This is a genomic window from Planifilum fulgidum (genome assembly GCF_900113175.1).
Lineage (GTDB): Bacteria > Bacillota > Bacilli > Thermoactinomycetales > DSM-44946 > Planifilum > Planifilum fulgidum.
Genome location: NZ_FOOK01000006.1, coordinates 110,816 through 127,747 on the forward strand (window position 1 = coordinate 110,816; position 16,932 = coordinate 127,747).

Annotated in this window: 15 protein-coding genes; 1 reads left to right on the forward strand and 14 read right to left on the reverse strand. The window is 61.6% G+C overall.

Annotation, left to right across the window (positions count from 1 at the left end; genetic code table 11):
- Nucleotides 1-398 precede the first annotated feature (398 nt).
- The 6 genes from BM063_RS05295 to yknW all read right to left on the reverse strand — a co-directional run bounded on the left by BM063_RS05295 (nucleotide 399) and on the right by yknW (nucleotide 6,407).
- On the reverse strand, nucleotides 399-1,457 hold the full coding sequence (locus BM063_RS05295) for an alpha/beta fold hydrolase (RefSeq protein WP_177199000.1): 1,059 nt from the start codon (nucleotides 1,455-1,457) through the stop codon (nucleotides 399-401).
- A gap of 135 nt (nucleotides 1,458-1,592) precedes the next feature.
- Nucleotides 1,593-2,438: an endonuclease/exonuclease/phosphatase family protein gene (locus BM063_RS05300; RefSeq protein ID WP_092036571.1), complete on the reverse strand. Its 846-nt coding sequence runs from the start codon at nucleotides 2,436-2,438 to the stop codon at nucleotides 1,593-1,595.
- A gap of 126 nt (nucleotides 2,439-2,564) precedes the next feature.
- Nucleotides 2,565-3,761 (reverse strand): ABC transporter permease, encoded by a 1,197-nt coding sequence (locus BM063_RS05305; protein WP_092036573.1) that lies wholly within the window; start codon nucleotides 3,759-3,761, stop codon nucleotides 2,565-2,567.
- Entirely contained in the window at nucleotides 3,758-4,447 is a 690-nt protein-coding gene (locus BM063_RS05310; protein ID WP_092036575.1) for an ABC transporter ATP-binding protein, read from the reverse strand. Before BM063_RS05310 ends, BM063_RS05305 begins: the two co-directional genes overlap by 4 nt.
- Complete coding sequence (locus BM063_RS05315; protein ID WP_092036577.1) at nucleotides 4,444-5,550, reverse strand: efflux RND transporter periplasmic adaptor subunit; 1,107 nt, start codon at nucleotides 5,548-5,550, stop codon at nucleotides 4,444-4,446. Before BM063_RS05315 ends, BM063_RS05310 begins: the two co-directional genes overlap by 4 nt.
- A 134-nt stretch (nucleotides 5,551-5,684) precedes the next feature.
- Nucleotides 5,685-6,407: a YknW family membrane protein gene (yknW, locus tag BM063_RS05320; RefSeq protein WP_092036579.1), complete on the reverse strand. Its 723-nt coding sequence runs from the start codon at nucleotides 6,405-6,407 to the stop codon at nucleotides 5,685-5,687.
- Nucleotides 6,408-7,313: 906 nt separating this feature from the next.
- On the opposite strand from yknW, the gene BM063_RS05330 reads away from it, so the two are divergent.
- Nucleotides 7,314-8,198, forward strand: a complete 885-nt coding sequence (locus tag BM063_RS05330) for a L,D-transpeptidase family protein (RefSeq protein ID WP_092036584.1) — start codon at nucleotides 7,314-7,316, stop codon at nucleotides 8,196-8,198.
- A 252-nt stretch (nucleotides 8,199-8,450) separates the two neighbouring features.
- On the opposite strand, the gene BM063_RS05335 is transcribed toward BM063_RS05330, so the two are convergent.
- The 8 genes from BM063_RS05335 to BM063_RS05375 form a co-directional block, all read right to left on the reverse strand.
- Nucleotides 8,451-9,233 carry an ABC transporter permease gene (locus tag BM063_RS05335; protein WP_092036586.1) on the reverse strand — a complete coding sequence of 261 codons (783 nt, stop codon included), beginning with the start codon at nucleotides 9,231-9,233 and terminating at the stop codon, nucleotides 8,451-8,453.
- Nucleotides 9,202-10,146, reverse strand: a complete 945-nt coding sequence (locus BM063_RS05340) for an ABC transporter ATP-binding protein (protein WP_092036588.1) — start codon at nucleotides 10,144-10,146, stop codon at nucleotides 9,202-9,204. The genes BM063_RS05335 and BM063_RS05340 overlap by 32 nt, the downstream gene beginning before the upstream one ends.
- Before the next feature lie 74 nt (nucleotides 10,147-10,220).
- The gene (locus BM063_RS05345) at nucleotides 10,221-11,183 is read right to left on the reverse strand and encodes a sensor histidine kinase (RefSeq protein ID WP_092036590.1); all 963 of its coding nucleotides are present in this window, start codon (nucleotides 11,181-11,183) and stop codon (nucleotides 10,221-10,223) included.
- Nucleotides 11,180-11,884 (reverse strand): response regulator transcription factor, encoded by a 705-nt coding sequence (locus BM063_RS05350; RefSeq protein WP_092036592.1) that lies wholly within the window; start codon nucleotides 11,882-11,884, stop codon nucleotides 11,180-11,182. Before BM063_RS05350 ends, BM063_RS05345 begins: the two co-directional genes overlap by 4 nt.
- Nucleotides 11,885-12,254: 370 nt before the next feature.
- The gene (locus BM063_RS05355; RefSeq protein ID WP_218154414.1) at nucleotides 12,255-12,614 is read right to left on the reverse strand and encodes a hypothetical protein; all 360 of its coding nucleotides are present in this window, start codon (nucleotides 12,612-12,614) and stop codon (nucleotides 12,255-12,257) included.
- 564 nt (nucleotides 12,615-13,178) lie between these two features.
- Nucleotides 13,179-13,826, reverse strand: coding sequence for a DsbA family oxidoreductase (locus BM063_RS05360; protein ID WP_092036594.1), 648 nt, complete (start codon nucleotides 13,824-13,826; stop codon nucleotides 13,179-13,181).
- Nucleotides 13,827-13,931: 105 nt separating this feature from the next.
- A complete protein-coding gene (gene pepV, locus BM063_RS05365; RefSeq protein WP_092036687.1) occupies nucleotides 13,932-15,350 on the reverse strand; it encodes a dipeptidase PepV in 1,419 nt (472 codons plus the stop codon).
- An 869-nt stretch (nucleotides 15,351-16,219) separates the two neighbouring features.
- Entirely contained in the window at nucleotides 16,220-16,804 is a 585-nt protein-coding gene (locus BM063_RS05375) for a short-chain dehydrogenase (RefSeq protein ID WP_177199001.1), read from the reverse strand.
- Nucleotides 16,805-16,932: the final 128 nt, after the last annotated feature.

Genomic DNA, 16,932 nt, shown 5'->3' on the forward strand with positions numbered 1-16,932 from the left:
TCAACTGCGAACATCCGGAACGCCTTGGCGGGAGTGCGCCCCATCTCCGCCCTCCCCTTCCAAGCAACAAGCCGGTCCCTTTCGGGGACCGGCTTGAGCCGCTGGCAGACGAACTCCGCGCCAAAGCGCTGCAAAAAGATGTTGAAAGGTGGAGGCTTACCGCCGAATACCTTTGCTGTCGCAACGGGACAAAGCAGGAAGCCCCCCTTCGGCATCGGACAGGGATTGTTCACAACGCTTCCCAACAGGGCGGAGATGCGGCAGAGGGCGCTCGCCGGAAAATCCGGCCCTCCCGAAACCGGTCCATGACCCGACGCCGTCGGGGGACGACCCGTGTGCCGCAGACCTTTCTCCGAAAACGGAGCCCGCGGTGCAAACCGCCGACCCGGTTCCGATCCTCAACCGATCCGCTCCTTGAAGTCGAGCAAAATCCTTACGAATTCCCGCGGCTTTTCGAAGTGGAAATTGTGACCGGAATCCACCTTGATGAGCCGGTTGTTTTTGAGAAGAGTGTGGGCTCTTCGGGCGTCCTTTCCGTCCATGGCGGCCAGCAGGATGCCGTTTTCGTCATAGGACCAGTTGGCCAGGATGAGGACAGTGGGCTTTTCGATCTTTTTCAGCACCGCGGCGTGATCAAATCCCTCATTCCAGGAACCGTCGTAGAAGGCGGCACCGAAGCGGGGATCGTAATCGGGCAGGGTCCGGAATCCTTCGTTCATCACCGGGGGCATAAACCAGTACCGGAGGGGGCGGTCCCTGTGCTTTTTCCGGTAGTTCTCCGCATACCGGATCATTCCCGGCCGGGCGTCCTGAAAAAACTTCAGGAGGTAGCTGTTTCTCACGTAGTAGAGGGTAAAGTCGCTCTCCTCCCCCTGTTGGACAAAGCGGTGGCAGATGGTGCTCAGATCCACATAATTGAAGGTTTTCTCGGCCCGGGGAAAAAGGGTGGTGAAGAGGGGCGGATCTTCAAACACCGCCCCCCGGACCCATTCGGGATAGTGGGCCGCAAGCCACACCGCGAGAAGCCCGCCGGAGGAGTGGCCGGACACCACCGCCGGCTCTCCGATCACCTGCCGGATAAATTGGGCCAAATCCCGGCCCATGGCCCTGGCGCTGTATTTCCGGGGATCCTTATCGGATTTCCCGTGGCCGTGGCAGTCGACCACAAACACGTGATATTCCTCCGCCAGGTCCGGCAACACCCGGGCATAACTGGTCCAATCCATGATCTGGCCGTGGATCAACAACAGCGCCGGACCGTTGTCGGGCCCCTCGGCGTAATGGATGCGGGAACCGCCTACGGTCACATCCTTCTCGACAAACCCGGCCCGTTTCACCTCGGCCATGGCCCGGTCGTGATAGGTCAGATTATTGTACACATAAACGCCGAAGGCGGCACCGAGCAGAAGGACCAGCCCCATCAGCGCCTTGAGTACGATTCCAAACGCCCTTTTCATCCCCGATCTCATGCTGCATCGCTCCCTTGTTGTTTCGATGAAAAGGCCTGTGCGGGGCAGAGAGGCCCCAAAGCTCCGCGACCCGCCCAAAGGCTTCACACCGGGCCAAACCGGCTCCTTTTCGATCCCCGGCAATCACTCAACCCACAAGGTGGAAAGAACCGCGTAGTGATCCGAGCCCTCCCCTTCGATGACCCGGCTGTCCAGCACGCGAATGTCCGGCGAAGCGAAGATGTAGTCGATCCGACGCACCGGATCGGGAACGGGGAAGGTGTAACCGTCCCCCTCGCCCGCCGCCTCGAAGGTGTCCGTCAGGACCTCCCTCAACCGGTCGATTTCGGGGGCATCGGGCAGGGCATTCATGTCCCCGGCCAGGACGACGGGATGACGGGCAGAACCCATGATCTCCAGCATTTCCTCCGCCTCCAGCAGCCGCACCTCCGGATCCAGCCAAGACAGGTGGGTGTTAAAAAGGTGGATCTTCCGCCCGTGGAGGTTGATCACCGCCTCCGGAAACCCGGGCAGTTTCTGCACGCCCTTTTCCGGCTCCAGGGAACTGATGCGGGAGAGTTCGTGGTTTTTGAAGCGGGTGATCGGATAACGGCTCAAAATCGCCAATCCGTACTCCCGCCGCGGCTTGCCGGGCTCCGGGGGATCCAGCGAATAGATGGGGGCAAACCGCACCCGCATGTTCAACTTTTCCCCCAATGCCGCCGCCTGATCCACAAAATCGCTGCGGGCATCCCAGTGTTTGTCCACCTCCTGGAGGGCGACCACATCCGCACCGCTCCGGCGGATCACCCCGGCGATGCGATCCAGGTCGAGACGGCCGTCATGCCCGACGCCGTGGGCGATGTTGTAGGTGAGAACCTTGACCGCGCGCCCCTTGGGCGGGACGGCATCTCCCGCCTCGGCGCCAAAGGCGGGCAGCATTCCCAGCACCGCCACCATCAACCAACCGCGAAGGAGTTTCGCCAACATGTTCCGGCACCTCTTTCAAGATGATAGTTTTGCGAAAAGGTTTCATCTGAGTCGAGATTCGCCGGATTGGCATTCTTTTCCTCCGCGTGCGCGGAAGTTTTTCCGGCCGCGCAAGGGCGGCGGCGCTCACTCGTACCGCAGACACTCGATGGGATCGAGGCGGGCCGCCTTGTTGGCGGGAAGAAGGCCGAAGACGACGCCGAAAAGGACGGAGAAGAGGAGGCCGCCCAGGGCGACGGGAAGGGAGACCGTCGCCGGCCACGGGGAAAGAAGGGAGATCAGTCCCGAAACGCCGTAACCGATCAGGATGCCGATCGCCCCGCCGATGACAGTGAGGGTGATCGACTCGATCAAAAATTGCAGGAGGATCTGGGCGCGCGTCGCCCCCATGGCCATGCGGATGCCGATTTCCCGCGTTCTCTCGGTCACGGAGACCAGCATGATATTCATCACGCCGATGCCGCCCACCAGCAGGGAGATGCCGCCGATGCTGCCGATCACGATGGTCATGATCCGGGCGACGCGGGAAATCCCCTCGGTGATCTGCTCCAGATTGAGCACCTGATAGCCGTCGTCCGTGTTATGCCGCCGGTTGAGGAGATCGACCGCCTTTTCTCCGGCGGCCTCGATTTGTTCAGGGCTTTCCGCCTGAAGGATCAGCTGGCTGATCCTTCCCTGGCCGAACACCCTCTGCCAGGTCCGGTACGGCAGATAGATTTCCGTCTGCTGAAAGCCGGAAAAGAGCCCCTCCACCGGCTCCAGCACGCCCTTCACCACCACCGGCCGATCGCCGATCCGGATGATGCTTCCCACCGGATTTTTTCCGTCGAACAGCTCGTCCCGGATGTCGGCGCTGACAAGCGCCCCGGCGCTCCCGCTCAGAAAGTCGGAGGTGCGAAAGCCGCTCCCCTCGCTCAGTTTCCGCTGATCCATCTCCAGGATGCCGTTGTTGTTGATGCCGAAGACGACCGCCCCTTCCATCCGCTCGCCCCGGTAGCGGATATCGGCGGTGCTGTAACTGACGGCAAAAACCCGCTTCACCTCCGGCAACCGCTCCAGGGCCCGGATATCCTCTTCGGTAAACAGGTCGTCGGGAAGCGCCCCCCCTTCGTTCAACTGCATCTCCGGGCCGGGCATCACCGTGATGGTGTTGCCGGTTCCGGCGAAGGCCTCGGTCAGCTGGGCCTCGCCCCCCTGGCCGATGGAGACGATGATGATCACCGAAGCCACGCCGATGACAATCCCCAGCATGGTGAGAAAGGAGCGCAATTTGTGGGCGAAGATGGAATCAAGGGCCATTTTGACGTTTTCCCACACGCTCATCCCGTCGCCCCCCCACCGCGGACTTCCCCGATGATGCGGCCGTCCCGCAGCAGCACCCGCCGCTCCGCCCGGGCGGCCACCTCCGGATCGTGAGTGATGAGGACGACGGTTCGCCCCTCCCGGTGCAGCTCGGCGAACAGATCCATGATGAGCCGGCCCGAGGCGGTATCCAGGGCGCCGGTCGGTTCGTCGGCCAACAAGAGGAACGGTTGGTTCACCAGCGCCCGGGCGATGGCCACCCGCTGCTGCTGACCTCCGGACAATTCATTGGGCCGATGATCCATCCGGCCCTCCAGGCCCACCCGGCTAAGCGCCTGTTCCGCCCGCCGTTCCCGCTCCTTTTTGGGAAGGCCCGCATAGATCAGAGGAAGTTCCACGTTTTGCTTGGCGGTCATTCGCGGCAACAGGTGAAACTGCTGGAAGACGAAGCCGATCCACCGGTTCCGGATGCGGGCCAGCTCCACCTCGTCCGCCTCCGACACGTCCCGCCCGTTCAACACATAGCGCCCTTTCGTCGGGCGATCCAGACAGCCGATGATGTGCATCAGGGTGGATTTGCCCGACCCGGAGGGCCCCATGATGGCCACAAACTCCCCTTCCTCGACGGTGAGATCCACCCCCTTCAGGACGGGGACGGACAAGGGGCCCGTCCGGTAACTCTTTTCCACCTGCTCCAGCCGGATCATCGGGCCTTCACTTCCGTTCCGCTTCGGAGATCCTCCGGCGGATCGAGGACCACCGTCTCGCCGGGTTTCACTCCCGACAGGATTTCCAGCCGATCTCCGGAACTGATGCCCACCTTCACTTCCCGGCGGACCGCTTTGCCCTTCTCCACGGCGAACACGAAGGATTTGCCCTGCTCCTCCCTCACCGCCTCCTGGGGAAGAGTGAGGGCTTTCCTTTTCTCCGCGGCGATCTCCACGATCAGGTTGGATCCCAGCTTGAGGGGAATCGGTGTCTTCAGCCTCACTTCCACCGGATAGACCACCTGTCCGGATCCCCCGCCGGGAGCGGCGGCCATCTTCTCATCGGACCGGGGGAGTTCCCCCACCCGGATCACCTCTCCCTTCCACTCCTCATCCGGGAGGGCGTCGGAGCGAATGATGACCGATTGCCCCTTTTTCACCTTCATCACATCCAGTTCGGACACATCCGCCCTCACCTTCAGGTCCTCCAAATCGGCCACGATCACGAGGGGTTCCGCCGAAGCCCCCCTTCCCCCGTTCGGATTCACCTGGACCACCGTTCCGGACAGGTTGCTTCTGACGGTCAGCCGGTCCAACCGCTTTCGTAGGGTTTCCAGCTGCTTTTGGGCCTGCTTCATCTCCAGCTCGGCCAGGCGGATCTCCTGCCGGATCTGCTCTTCAGACACCGCTCCGCCGCCGGGAACTCCGGGCACGGATTGACCGGCCTTTTTCGCCTCCTCCAGCTGCCGCAGGAGGCCCGAACGCTTCACCCGGGCCGCCTCGATCTGCATTTCCGCCTGCTGTTTTTCGGAATCCAGAAGGTCGTTCCGGTAGCGGACGAGAACCGTTCCCTTTTTCACCTTCTTGCCCGGTTTCACGGGAATTTCCGCCAGCTCCCCGCGCTCCGGATCGAGATACACTTCCTGCTGCCTTCCGGCTTCCAGAACGCCGGAGGTGACGATCTCCTCGCGGATTTCCTCCCGCGCGGCTTTCACCGTTTTCACTTCCGCCTGCGCCTGGGTGTTTCGGATTACATAAACCGTGAGCATCGCAGCGATCAAAAGAACCAGACCGGAGCCGATCCAAATTTTGCGGTGTTTCATTCATCCGCCTCCGTTTTTTCATAATCCGTTAAAAAGGATGCCGCGGGGGCGGGGAGAAAGATTCCCGCCCCCGCGCGGGCCCCGCAGGGCGAAGTTTCCTTGTCCGCACAAGGGAATGTTCTCCCCCGGCCGCCTTACATGCCCTGGGGAGATTGGAAGCTCTCCGCCAGCTCGGAGAACCAGCCGCTCAGCGCGGCAAACAAAAGTCCCCCCACGAAGAGGATCAGGGCGATCGCCCAGGCTTTCCCCGAAGAGAGGCGGGCGATGACGGACAGCCCTTTGGCCGTGAGGAACAGCTTCCAGAGGGCGAACAGCTCGATCCCGTTCAGAACCCCCCTGAGGACCGCTCCCTCCGCCGGCACCAGCGCCGCCAGGCTGGTGGGATAAATTTCCGGGTTCTCCGAGGGGCCGAGAAGGAGCATCATGACGACCATGATCAAACTGGCCAAAAGAGTAAACAGGTACAGGTGGGTGTTGAGAGAGAAGAGCTGGCGATAAGTCGCCTCTCCCTGGAACAACATCAATAGCAGTTTCTGGATCAGGGAGATCAGCAGCAAGCTGACGGGAATGCCGACCAAACTCCCGACAAATCCCAAAAAGGCGGCACCCATCGCGATTTGGTCTGGAGCGATCATCTGCGCCTCTTCCGGGATGGGCGTCTCCTGGACCATCGAATAGGCCACTTGCGCCGCCACCAGCGCCGCCACGATCGATCCGACCACCATCATCGCCGCCAATGCCCATCCGAAGCGGGGACGATGGACCATTCGCTCAAACTGCTCGGTGGGAGCGATCAGAATCCCCCACAGGGTGGGTCCCTTGTTGGACGACAAATTGGATGAAGACTCCCGATTCATGAAATTCCTCCCATCTCTGGATTCCCCTTAAGTATAAATCGTTTGTTCTATATTTTCATCCCGCAATTTTCCCGTCATAGGCCCCCGGCTCCGGCACAGATGCCCGCCGGGGACACCGGCGGACCGTTAGCCGGCAGGCATGCGAAGGTTGGCCGCGGGCATCAAAGGGCCACAGACCTCCGGTCGGGGAAATGTCGCATCCAAACGGGAGAGCGGGGGGAAGGGGGAACTTTTCCGCCGCAAAAACTTTGCCAACATGCGAAGAAGCATCGACCGCGTCTTGCTCAACGCCCCCGCCGCAAAGCACACGGCCAGCCCTTGGGCAGGTCCGAGGATCCGGCGGAAAACACCCATTCCCTCCGCCTCGGCGCGACACCTGAGGCCGCGGGATGCTCCCTTCGAAGCCGGAGGCCATGGCAACGGACACAGCCCGCTTCGCAGGGAGAATGCGGGATTCCCCTTTTCGGCCGCCGGGAAACCGGGAAATGTGGAAAAACAAGGGCTGCACAAAGGAGCGATAAGGGAAAGGAAATCCAATCGGCCACGGCAGCGCCGCCACTTCCCCGAAAACCGGCGCAGATTGAACGTCGCGGCACCCTCTTCCGGCCGCCCCTTTTCATCCGCTGAAGATCCTCCTTATCCTCGGCGATCGCCCCCCTTCGGCCGCACCGCGCTCTCCCGGACACTTACATCATTATGATATCATGATTATATTAAAATGAAAACAGATTTTTCCCGTTAATTGGGGCTTCCCGGCGACGATCGATTCCGATATAGTGTAAATAGAAAGATTTGACGGACCCTGTCCGCATCCCGCGCCGGTAGAGAGAAGAGAGGAGAAATCGGGAGGGATCGATTACGAAAAAGATTTGGAGTTGGGGTCTTGCCGCCCTGCTCGGCTTCGCGGTGATCTTCGGGCTGGGCGCCACCGACGCGGATGCCGCTTCTCCCTATAAAATCGAAGTGAACAAGGCCACCAACAAACTGACCCTTTACAAAAACGGCCGGGTGTACAAACAGTATCCCGTGGCCACCGGCCGCACCCCGTCCCTGACGCCGGAAGGCACGTTTCCCATCGTGGTGAAGTTCGTCAAACCCGGATGGAAGGGCATCCCCGGCGGACACCCGAACAATCCGCTGGGAGAACGGTGGCTCGGCATCAGCGTCAAGGGAGACAACGGGAGAACCTACGGCATTCACGGCACGAACCAGCCCAAAAGCATCGGAACTTATGCCTCCAACGGCTGCATCCGCATGTACAACAAGGACGTCATCGAATTGTACAATCTGGTTCCGGTCGGCACGACCGTTCATATCCACAGCGGGAAAAAGGGAAGCACCTCCCCGAAAGTCAAACCCGCCTCCGGGAAACTGAAGGTGTCGGTCAATGTGGCCAACATCCGGAGCGGCCCCTCCCTCAGCGCCAGCGTCATTAAGAAGGCAAAGCGGGGAACGGTGCTGACCCGCACCGGAAAGGCCAGCGATTGGCACCAAATCCGCCTTTCCAACGGCAAAAAGGCCTACGTCCACGACTCCGTGGTGCGCCTCGTATCCGGCGGTTCGCAGAGCAAAAAAAGCTCGTCCGAATTCCGCAAGGCCTCGGGCAAGGTGGCCATCAAGGTCTGGCTGGCCAATGTCCGGTCCGCTCCGTCCCTGAAGGCTCCCGTTCTCCAGCGGCTGGCCAAGGGGAAAAAATTGAACCTGACCGGCGAGAGCAAGAATTGGTACCGGATCCGCCTTTCCAGCGGAAAAACCGCCTACGTCCACAAATCGGTGGCGGTCAAACGGTAATGTTTTTTTCGACTAAATCCTTCTTCTCGACCGCCGGCCGCGGGAGTCCAACCGCATCGCCGCGGGTGAAAAATGTTTGAAGCCGTCAACCCTCCATCGGGTGACGGCTTTTTTGCCGGCTTGGACGATCCATGTAAAATGTCGTGCGGTATGGGCTCCTCCACGGGCGCCGGTCGGAGGCCTCCTCGGCCTCCGCATTGCGCGCCCCGGCCCTCCGCCGGAAACGATCCGCACGCCCTCCGGCCGTCAATCTCACGAACCGCTGTGCACATCGGCCTTCACAAAGCGGTGCAGGCCCACCGCCAGCGAGACGATGCAGACGGCGGCCAGGGACACGTATGCCCGGAGAAATACGTCATCGGAAGGCGTCTCGGCCATCATCCCCGAATGGAGGATGGGAATGAACCAGGGATTGAGGGCGGCATATTTCATGGAGATCCCGGCGATCAGGATCACCCCGTTGATCCCGGCGGCGCAGACGCCCAAAACGACGGGAGCGATCACGTTTTTCCCGAGGATCCCCGCCGCCGCTCCGGCCGGGATGAGCAGGATCTGGAACAAAATGCCCAGCAGGGCCGCCTTGATGATCCGCATCAACATCTCACTTGCCGGCACATCCATAAAGGCATCCTTCGGCAGGAATTCACCGGTATACAGGGCGCCGGCCCCCCATTGCAGAAGGAACTGGACCGCCAGCACAAGGGCCACGATGGGAGCCACGATCAGCAGCTTTCCCGCATACCACTGCCAGCGGGAATACGGATAGGTGAGCAGGTGGTTGATCGTCCGCTCCTGGTGCTCCCGGGAAAAGACGTACCCGGCGATCAGCGTAAACAGGGGAGCCCCGATGAGCAAATGGACGAACAGAAAATGGTTGCTAAAAAATATGAAAAAAGGAACCCTGCGACCGTTCGCCTCCATCCCCATCGCCATCAGCAGGCTCACCGCGACGGGAAACAGAACCACCGCAGCGATCACCCACAGGATGGCGGACCGCTTGAACTTACGCGCCTCGGCGCTCAGAATGCATCCCATTCGCCCTCACCCCCGTCAGGCGGATGAAGTAATCCTCCAGGGAGTCCCGCATCAGCGTCGCTTCCGCAATGTCCACCCCGTTTTCGATCAGCAGGCGGTTGATCCGCGCCGACTCATGGAGCCGCTCGTAAACCCGGAGGACTCCCGGCTCCGCCACCTGATAATCGGCAATTCGCAACCGATTTTCCAGCAAAAAGGCGGCACGGCGGTCGTCGCTCACCTTGAGCTGGAGATAATGGCGGTTCTTTTGCTGCAGCGTCTCGTAATCGATCTCCTCCAGCAACCTTCCCTGGTGTATGATGCCGATCTTGGTGGCCAGCTGCTGGATTTCGCTCAAAATGTGGCTGGAGATGAGGATGGTGATTTTCCGCTTTTCGGCCAAATCCCGGAGGAGTTGGCGAATCTCCATGATCCCCTGGGGATCCAGCCCGTTGGTGGGCTCATCCAGCACCAGAAACTCCGGCTGGTGCAACAGGGCCCGGCCGATGCCCAGGCGCTGTTTCATCCCCAGGGAAAACTTCTTGTATTTCACGTTGCGGGCTTCCGTCAGACCGACCAGTTCCAGGATCTCCTCCACCCGTTCCTTCTCGGGCACGCCCATCAGCCGGCGGTGCAAGTCCAGGTTCTCCCAGGCGGTCAGATTGCGGTAGGCGCCCGGCGTCTCGATGATCGTTCCCATCCGCCGGAACAACCGATGCCGCCCCTTTTCCTCCGTCCTGCCGAACAGCTCGATCTTGCCGGCAGTCGGTTTCACCATGCCGGTGATCATGCGCAGGGTGGTGGTTTTCCCCGCTCCGTTCTGCCCGAGGAAACCGTAGATCTCCCCCCTCTTCACCGTCATGTTCACGCCGCTGACGGCGAGCTTCTTCCCGTACCGCTTGGTGAGCTGATGGGTCCTCAGCACGATGTCCACTCCGCTTGCCCCCTTTCATTCCGGAGTATATCGGGCCAATCTTACATCCTTTGAAAACAACCCTTAAAAAACCCTTACAAAGGGGGCAACGGGTCCGGTATCCGGCTCCCCGATTCCTTCGCTTTCATCAGGGAGAAGGAGAACACCGTCTTGCGATGGGGATCGCTTGCCACCCGGATCTCCCCCTTCTGTTTTTCCACCAACTGCTTGACGATGGTCAGGCCGAGACCGCTTCCGCGCATATGGGGATTGCGGGACCGGTCGCCGGTGTGGAGGCGGTCAAAGATCCGGGGCAATTCCTCCTCGGCAATCCCGGGCCCCCTGTCCCACACCTCCACCCAAACGCAAGACTCCTCTTCGCGGACGCCCACGCCGATCACGCCCCCTTCCCGGCCGTACCGCAGGGCGTTGCCGATCAGGTTGTTCAGAATCCGCTCCGTGGCATAAGGGTCTCCCAGGACGAGGATCTCCCCGTCGGGGATCCGGATCTCCGGCGTCAATTCCGCTTCCGTGATCTCCCGATAAAAGGTGAGCACCGACTCGCGAACCCGTTCGCACACATCCATCGGCCGCAGGCGGATCTCGGTGTCGCCGGCTTCCAACTTGGCCAGCTCGAAGAAATCGTTGATCAAAACGGTCAATCTTTTGGCCTTCTCTTCGATGACCTCCAGATATTCCGCCCTATCCCCCTCCGTCAAATCGGGATCCCGCCGCAGGGCCTCCACATAGCCGAGGAGGGAAGTGAGGGGGGTGCGCAGGTCGTGGGAAACGTGGGTCAAAAGGCGTTTCCGCTCCGCTTCCAGATAGGCGGTCCGCTCTTCCATCCCTTGAAACTGCTCTGCCAGCCGGTTGATGCGAAGGGCCAGGAGGGTCAGAGCCGGGTCCTTCGTAAACAGGCGGATCCGGAGGTTGCGGTTGTTTTCGGCGAACGCCTCCAGCGTGTCGGCCATCTGGCGGATCTGGCGGCTCCGCCGGAGATGCACCAGCCAGAGGAGAAGAACAAAAAAAAGCAGGATCCCCGCAGCCGCGACCGTCATCCATCCTCTCCCCCCAGCCGGTAACCAATGCCCCACACGGTCCGTATATATTTCGGGTTGGAGGGGTCCGGCTCGATCTTGGTGCGCAGGCGCCGAATGTGCACCATCACCGTATTTTCGTCGGCGGTGAAGGCTTCCCTCCAGACCGACTCGAAGATCTGGGCCTTGGTAAAAACGCGGCCCGGGTGGGAAAGAAACAATTTGAGAATCTCAAACTCCTTCGCAGTAAGCATCACCCGCCGCTCCCCCACCCGGACCTCGTAGGTGTTCAGATCCAGCTTCAGATCCCCGTGCTCCAGGACGGACGGCCCCTGGGCGGACGAATCGTTCAGGTAGAGATAGCGGCGCAACTGCGCCTTCACCCGGGCGATCAGCTCGGCCATGGAAAAGGGCTTGGTCAGGTAATCATCCGCTCCCAGTCCCAACCCCAGCACCTTGTCCGCCTCTTCCCCCTTCGCCGACAAAATGATCACCGGCACGGCCCCCTTTGCCCGGATGCGGCGAAGCACTTCCCAACCGTCGATCTCGGGGATCATCAGATCCAGGATGACCAAATGATAGCTGCGGGCGGCAAGCAGCATGCAGGCTTCGCTCCCGTCCGCCGCCCGGTCTGTCCGGTATCCCTCCTTGCGCAGGTAGGTGTCGATCAAGCGGCTGATTTCCCGGTCGTCCTCGACAATGAGAATGTTGGGCGCTGACATGCGGATCGCTCCTTATCCGAATCGATAACTGATGCTTCCATTCTCCAACGTCTCCCGCCGGGAGGTCAATGGGAAAACCGAAAAGGTGACGGCAAGGGAAACGTGTCACACTGCCGGGAAAAGCCACCGGGAGGTGAAGTGCCCGCCTCGCAAACCGGCACAGGGATGAATCCTCGGCCGCTCGGGGAAACCCCGGGACCTTAGGAAAACATGCAAGGGGAGCTGCACCGCCCGGCGCGGCTCCCCCGCGATATCCTCATGAAATATCGTTCGTCCTCTGCCGGCCGGTGAGCGTGAGGGCCTTCAGCGCGGCCAGCCACCCGGACAGGGTGAGCAAATGACGCCCGTGATTGTACAGTTGCCATTCGGACTACGCGGCGGCGATCTCCCCTTGACTGAGCCCTTCGGCCCCCATCAGCCCGGCCATGGTCGGAATAAAGTAGGAGAAAGTGGCCAGCCGCTCGACGATCAGAAGGCCGACGGCAGCCAAGTGCCACTTTCGCTGCGGCCCCCGGGATCTCAGCGCGGCGTGGGTGTTGGCCAAAGTCAACAGGGTGAGGGGGCCTGTCGTGACATAGACCCAGAACAGGAGCCCGGTATTCGGCCATGTATCCGGCGGGGCGTCCGCGAACCCGGGAATCACGATCCGCGCTTCGTAAATCCCCGCTCCGAACGCGATGCCCAGGTTGATGACAAAAAGCCAGAGCAGCACCTCATCTACCCTTTTCATGCATTCCTCCCGCCCTTATCCTTTGGTTCCCCCCAGTCCATCCGGGGAGGTTATTTCGATCATAAAGGGCGGAACCCTTTGCAAGATCCGGCACGGGAAGGATTTCCCATCCAACCCGGGTCTTATTTTGCCGTTGGCCTCGGCGGGGGGCGGGCCTCCCGGTCCAAAACGGAGGCTTACCCGCCCTTTTCACGATCCATTTCCCTGTTCAATAAGGCGGATTGCTCCCTCCCCGGATTCAACATACCTGCCGCTCCCACGTCCGAGGGAAACCGGGGGAGGGCCGAACACCATCGGGCTGGCAAGGGTTGTCCGGTTCACCGCTCGGGGACCGCCGCGTCCAACCTTCCTGCCGCTTCGTCAAATCAGCCCCCGCTCCCAAAGGACGGGGGACGATTCCTCCGACTTGGGAAGGCCGTAACGGCTGTCCAAAGGCTTTGGCCTTTTCTCCCCGGGAAAGAGGGCGGCCGATGGCGGAAGGCCCCAAGCGGCTCTCTGGAGAAAACCGCCCCCTCAAGCCTTTCCGCCGAAGGAAAAACAAAAAACCCCTCGTTTGAGGGGTTTTCAGTCACATCCGTCCGCATCGCAGGCGAAACCTCCGCGGGTTTTCCCGCTTCTCCTGCTCAGTTCCTCCTCGATCACCCGTTCCAGGACGTCCGCATCATAGAGGCCCGTCAACACCCGGCTGCCGATGACGAAGGTGGGCACGGCCTGGATATTCATTTCCTCGTAGGCATGGCGGAGGGCTTTCCGATGTTCTTCCCGATATCTACCCGTTTCCAAGGCTTTGCGGAAATCCTCCCCGTCCAAACCCAACTCCTCTGCCAGCTCCGTCAGAACATGGATGTCGCCGATATCCTTTTCCTCCTGGAAAAAGGCGGTGAACATCCGGTGATTGTATACTTCTCCCTTTCCGTGCTCCTTGGCGTATTGATATCCCTCAAAGGCGAGGCGGGTGTGCGGTTGGGGGGACACCCGGGGGAGGACCATTTTTACGCCGAAGCGTTCAGCAAGGGGATAGACCGTGTTTTTCCAGGCGTTTTTAAGATATTCCCCTTCCGGCCGCAGCGTCGGCTGTGGCTCGGGTCTGAGTTCGAAGGGCATCCACTCCACGTCCACATCTTTTCCCCGGACGGCTTCCTTCAGCGGAACCTCCGCGATGAAACAGAAGGGTCACACGTAGTCCGAGTAAACGCGAATCTTCAGCGCCATGAAAAACGCCTCCCTCCCTTTAAAGCCGGTGAGAAAAACCCCTGTTGCGGCGGCGAAGGGGGTGCCGCGATCCCTTCGGCGGATCGCAAGGTACTCCCCTCCGCTTCACCTGGCCAACTCATAAATCGCCTGGGCGTAGATGGCCGCCGCCTTGAGGAGGTCCTCCACCTCGATATGTTCGTCCGCTTGGTGGGCCGTCTCCTCCTTGCCCGGAAAGAGCGGACCGAAGGCGACGCCATTATTGAGGGCCCGGGCATAGGTGCCTCCCCCGATGGCGAGAAGGGACGCCTTTTCCCCCGTCCGCTCCTCGTACACCCGGGACAGGGTTTGGACCAGCGGATGCTCCGGATCGATGTAGTGGGGCGGCTTGTGGTCCGTCTCTCCGATCTCGAGACCGTAGGGACGAACCCGCTCGGCGACCGCCTTCCGGATGTCCTCGCCGTTTCCGCGGATCGGATAACGGATATTCAGCCCCAATTTCCGTTCTCCCCCTCTCCGATACCGGAACAGGCCGGCGTTGACGGTCAGGGGACCCACCGTGTCATCTTCCTGGGCGATGCCCAATTTCTTTCCGAAAAAGTCATCCACGAGAAACTCGTTGATCAGCCCGACAAATCGGCTTCCTTCCGGGTCCAGCGCAATCGTCTTCAGGAAGCGGGCCATCTCCAGGCCGGCGTTCAACCCCTTGTCCGGCTCGGATCCGTGATGGGAACGCCCCTCCAGAACCAGCAGCAGGTGATCGTCCGCCTCCTGGGCGTATCCCCGGATGCGGTTCTTAAGCAGAAACTCCTGATACTTCTCCTTCAGGGAGAAGACATCGCCGCTTCCCTCCAAAACCGCCCGGGACCGGTCGGGAACCATGTTGAGCCGGTGACCCGCTTCCCACCGGGCCAGCGTCCAGACCTCCGCACCGGCCTCCTCTTCCGCGTCGGGAACTTCACCGACGAGGATGAGGTCGAGGAGCCCCTTTTCCGCGTAAATGATGGGGAAATCGGCGTCCGGAGCAAAACCCATGGACGGCATTTCCTCCCGCTCAAAATAGTAGGCCATGTCCCGCCACAGGTTTTCCTCGTCGGTGCCCAGGATGAGGCGCACCCGCTTGGACAGGGGAAGCCCCAGCTCCTTGATCAGCCGGAGGGCGAAATAGGCGGCCATGGTCGGCCCCTTGTCGTCAATGGCACCCCGGGCATACAGTTTGCCGTCGCGAATGTCCGGGGAAAAGGGCGGCGTCGTCCATCCGTCTCCGGGGGGAACCACGTCCACATGGCCCAGGATGCCGATCAATTCCTCCCCTTCGCCGTATTCCACGTGACCCGCGTACCCGTCCAGATTTTTCGTCTCAAAACCGTCCCGCCGGGCGAGATCCAGCAGGTATTCCAGCGCCTCCGCCACCCCTTTGCCGAAGGGGGCCCCGGGGCCGGCGGAGGATTCGTCCAGCACGCTTTCGATGGCGAGAAACTCCTTTGTCCGCGCAAGCAGCTCCTCGCGCCGCTTTTCCATTTCGCGTTCCCAATCAATGTTCATCCTCGTCACTCCTCACTGTTCCTCTCACGCCCTTGTGGATGCCCAATGGACGTGCCGCCCGCTGGAACGACGGCTGGCCTGAGCCACATCCCGGCCACCTGATCGTGCGGCGGGCCCGCGGCACGCCCCGTTCCCGCCCTCTAGCCGTCCCGGATCGGCCGATCCGTGCCCGGGGAACGGCGCAGAAACGGGCGGTCGTCCGTTTCATCACGGCACGTTGAGGTCGGATTTTACAAACAGTTCGAGCCCGCGCGCCCACCCCGCCATGCCGCAGTGTTCCGGATTTGCCATCCTCCCGGATGGGCGTGACAACCCGGATGCCCCTTTCGCTCGTTGCCGATTTCGGGGTTCGCCGGTTTCCCGCGGAAGCGGCAAGGCCGCATATCCACGGCGCAAAGGGCGGCGCAATTTTCGCATCCCGTCCGGAAAGCGCCGGCTTCCCCCCTCCTTCGGCCGCTCGTCGGGGGCGGGAATGGCTTTCGGAAACTGCCCCAAGGAGCCGATCCTCCGCCTTCCCCCGGCAAACCCGTGCCGGGGGAAGGGCCGTCGGGGCCAGAACGGCTGGATATCCTGCCAACGCCGCAATGCAAGGCAGGGGGAACCAAACTTCGGGGCCCGGTCGGCCGCGTTCTGCCCATTCCGGCAATTGCCCGGAGATCGTCTCTCCCGGCGCAAGCGGCCGCAACAGATGGCAGGCATACGCCTCCCCCCGGCAGATGACCGCACGATCGCCTCACCGCACGGCTGGCGCCAGCCCTGGCAACCTTCGCGGGGGCGCCGACGAGTCGGCACCGCGTCTGAAGGAAAAAGGCGCGATGAAGTATGCCCTATCTTTTTCACCCTTGTGCACTTGGCATTGGGCAACCGGCCTACGGCCGCAACGACCAGGGCTCCACGGTGCCCACAATGGAGAACAACCTGTCATTCCGCACCGCATCCAGCACGCCGCCGCTGATCTCGGCGTGGGTCAGCCAGCGGGATCTTCCGCCCTCGATGACGAAGCCCAAGATCACTTGGCGATACGGAATGTTTGGATACGACGCCGTCCACCCGGGCGGCCGCCGGGACCCGGTGAGCGGATGGGCCGCCGCGCTGCCCCGGACGTGAAAAAGGCGGCACGACTCCGAAGTATCGGCAATGAACCCGGCGACTTGCCGCAGCGCTTCGGGAGCCGTTGAATGAATCCAACAGACGGCCAACCCGAAGGGGCCGAACCGCTCGACGGCCTGCCGCAGAGCCTTGAGAAGCCGGGTGCCGTCCCGATAGTCCAACGGCAGAGGGTTGATGGCGCCGGAAAAGTCTTTGGCCTCGTCGGTCAACGATTTCAGACGCGACGGTGTCCGGGCGACGACGGAAACCATGTGGCCTTCTTCCGCCAGCGCCAAGCTCAGCCCCCGCAGCATGCCCGTGCCTCCAACCACCAAAGCGTGAAGCTGCCTTTCGGCCGGTTGCACCGCCACCACCTCCCGTGCCTGCGCCGCCTTTCCTTTGCCTGCTGCCCCAATCTCCGTTTCCGCTCCCGTTCGCCCCCCGTCAGCGCCGCCGCCCGGCATCGCTCGTCAGCCGTTTGCGGTTTCCGTTT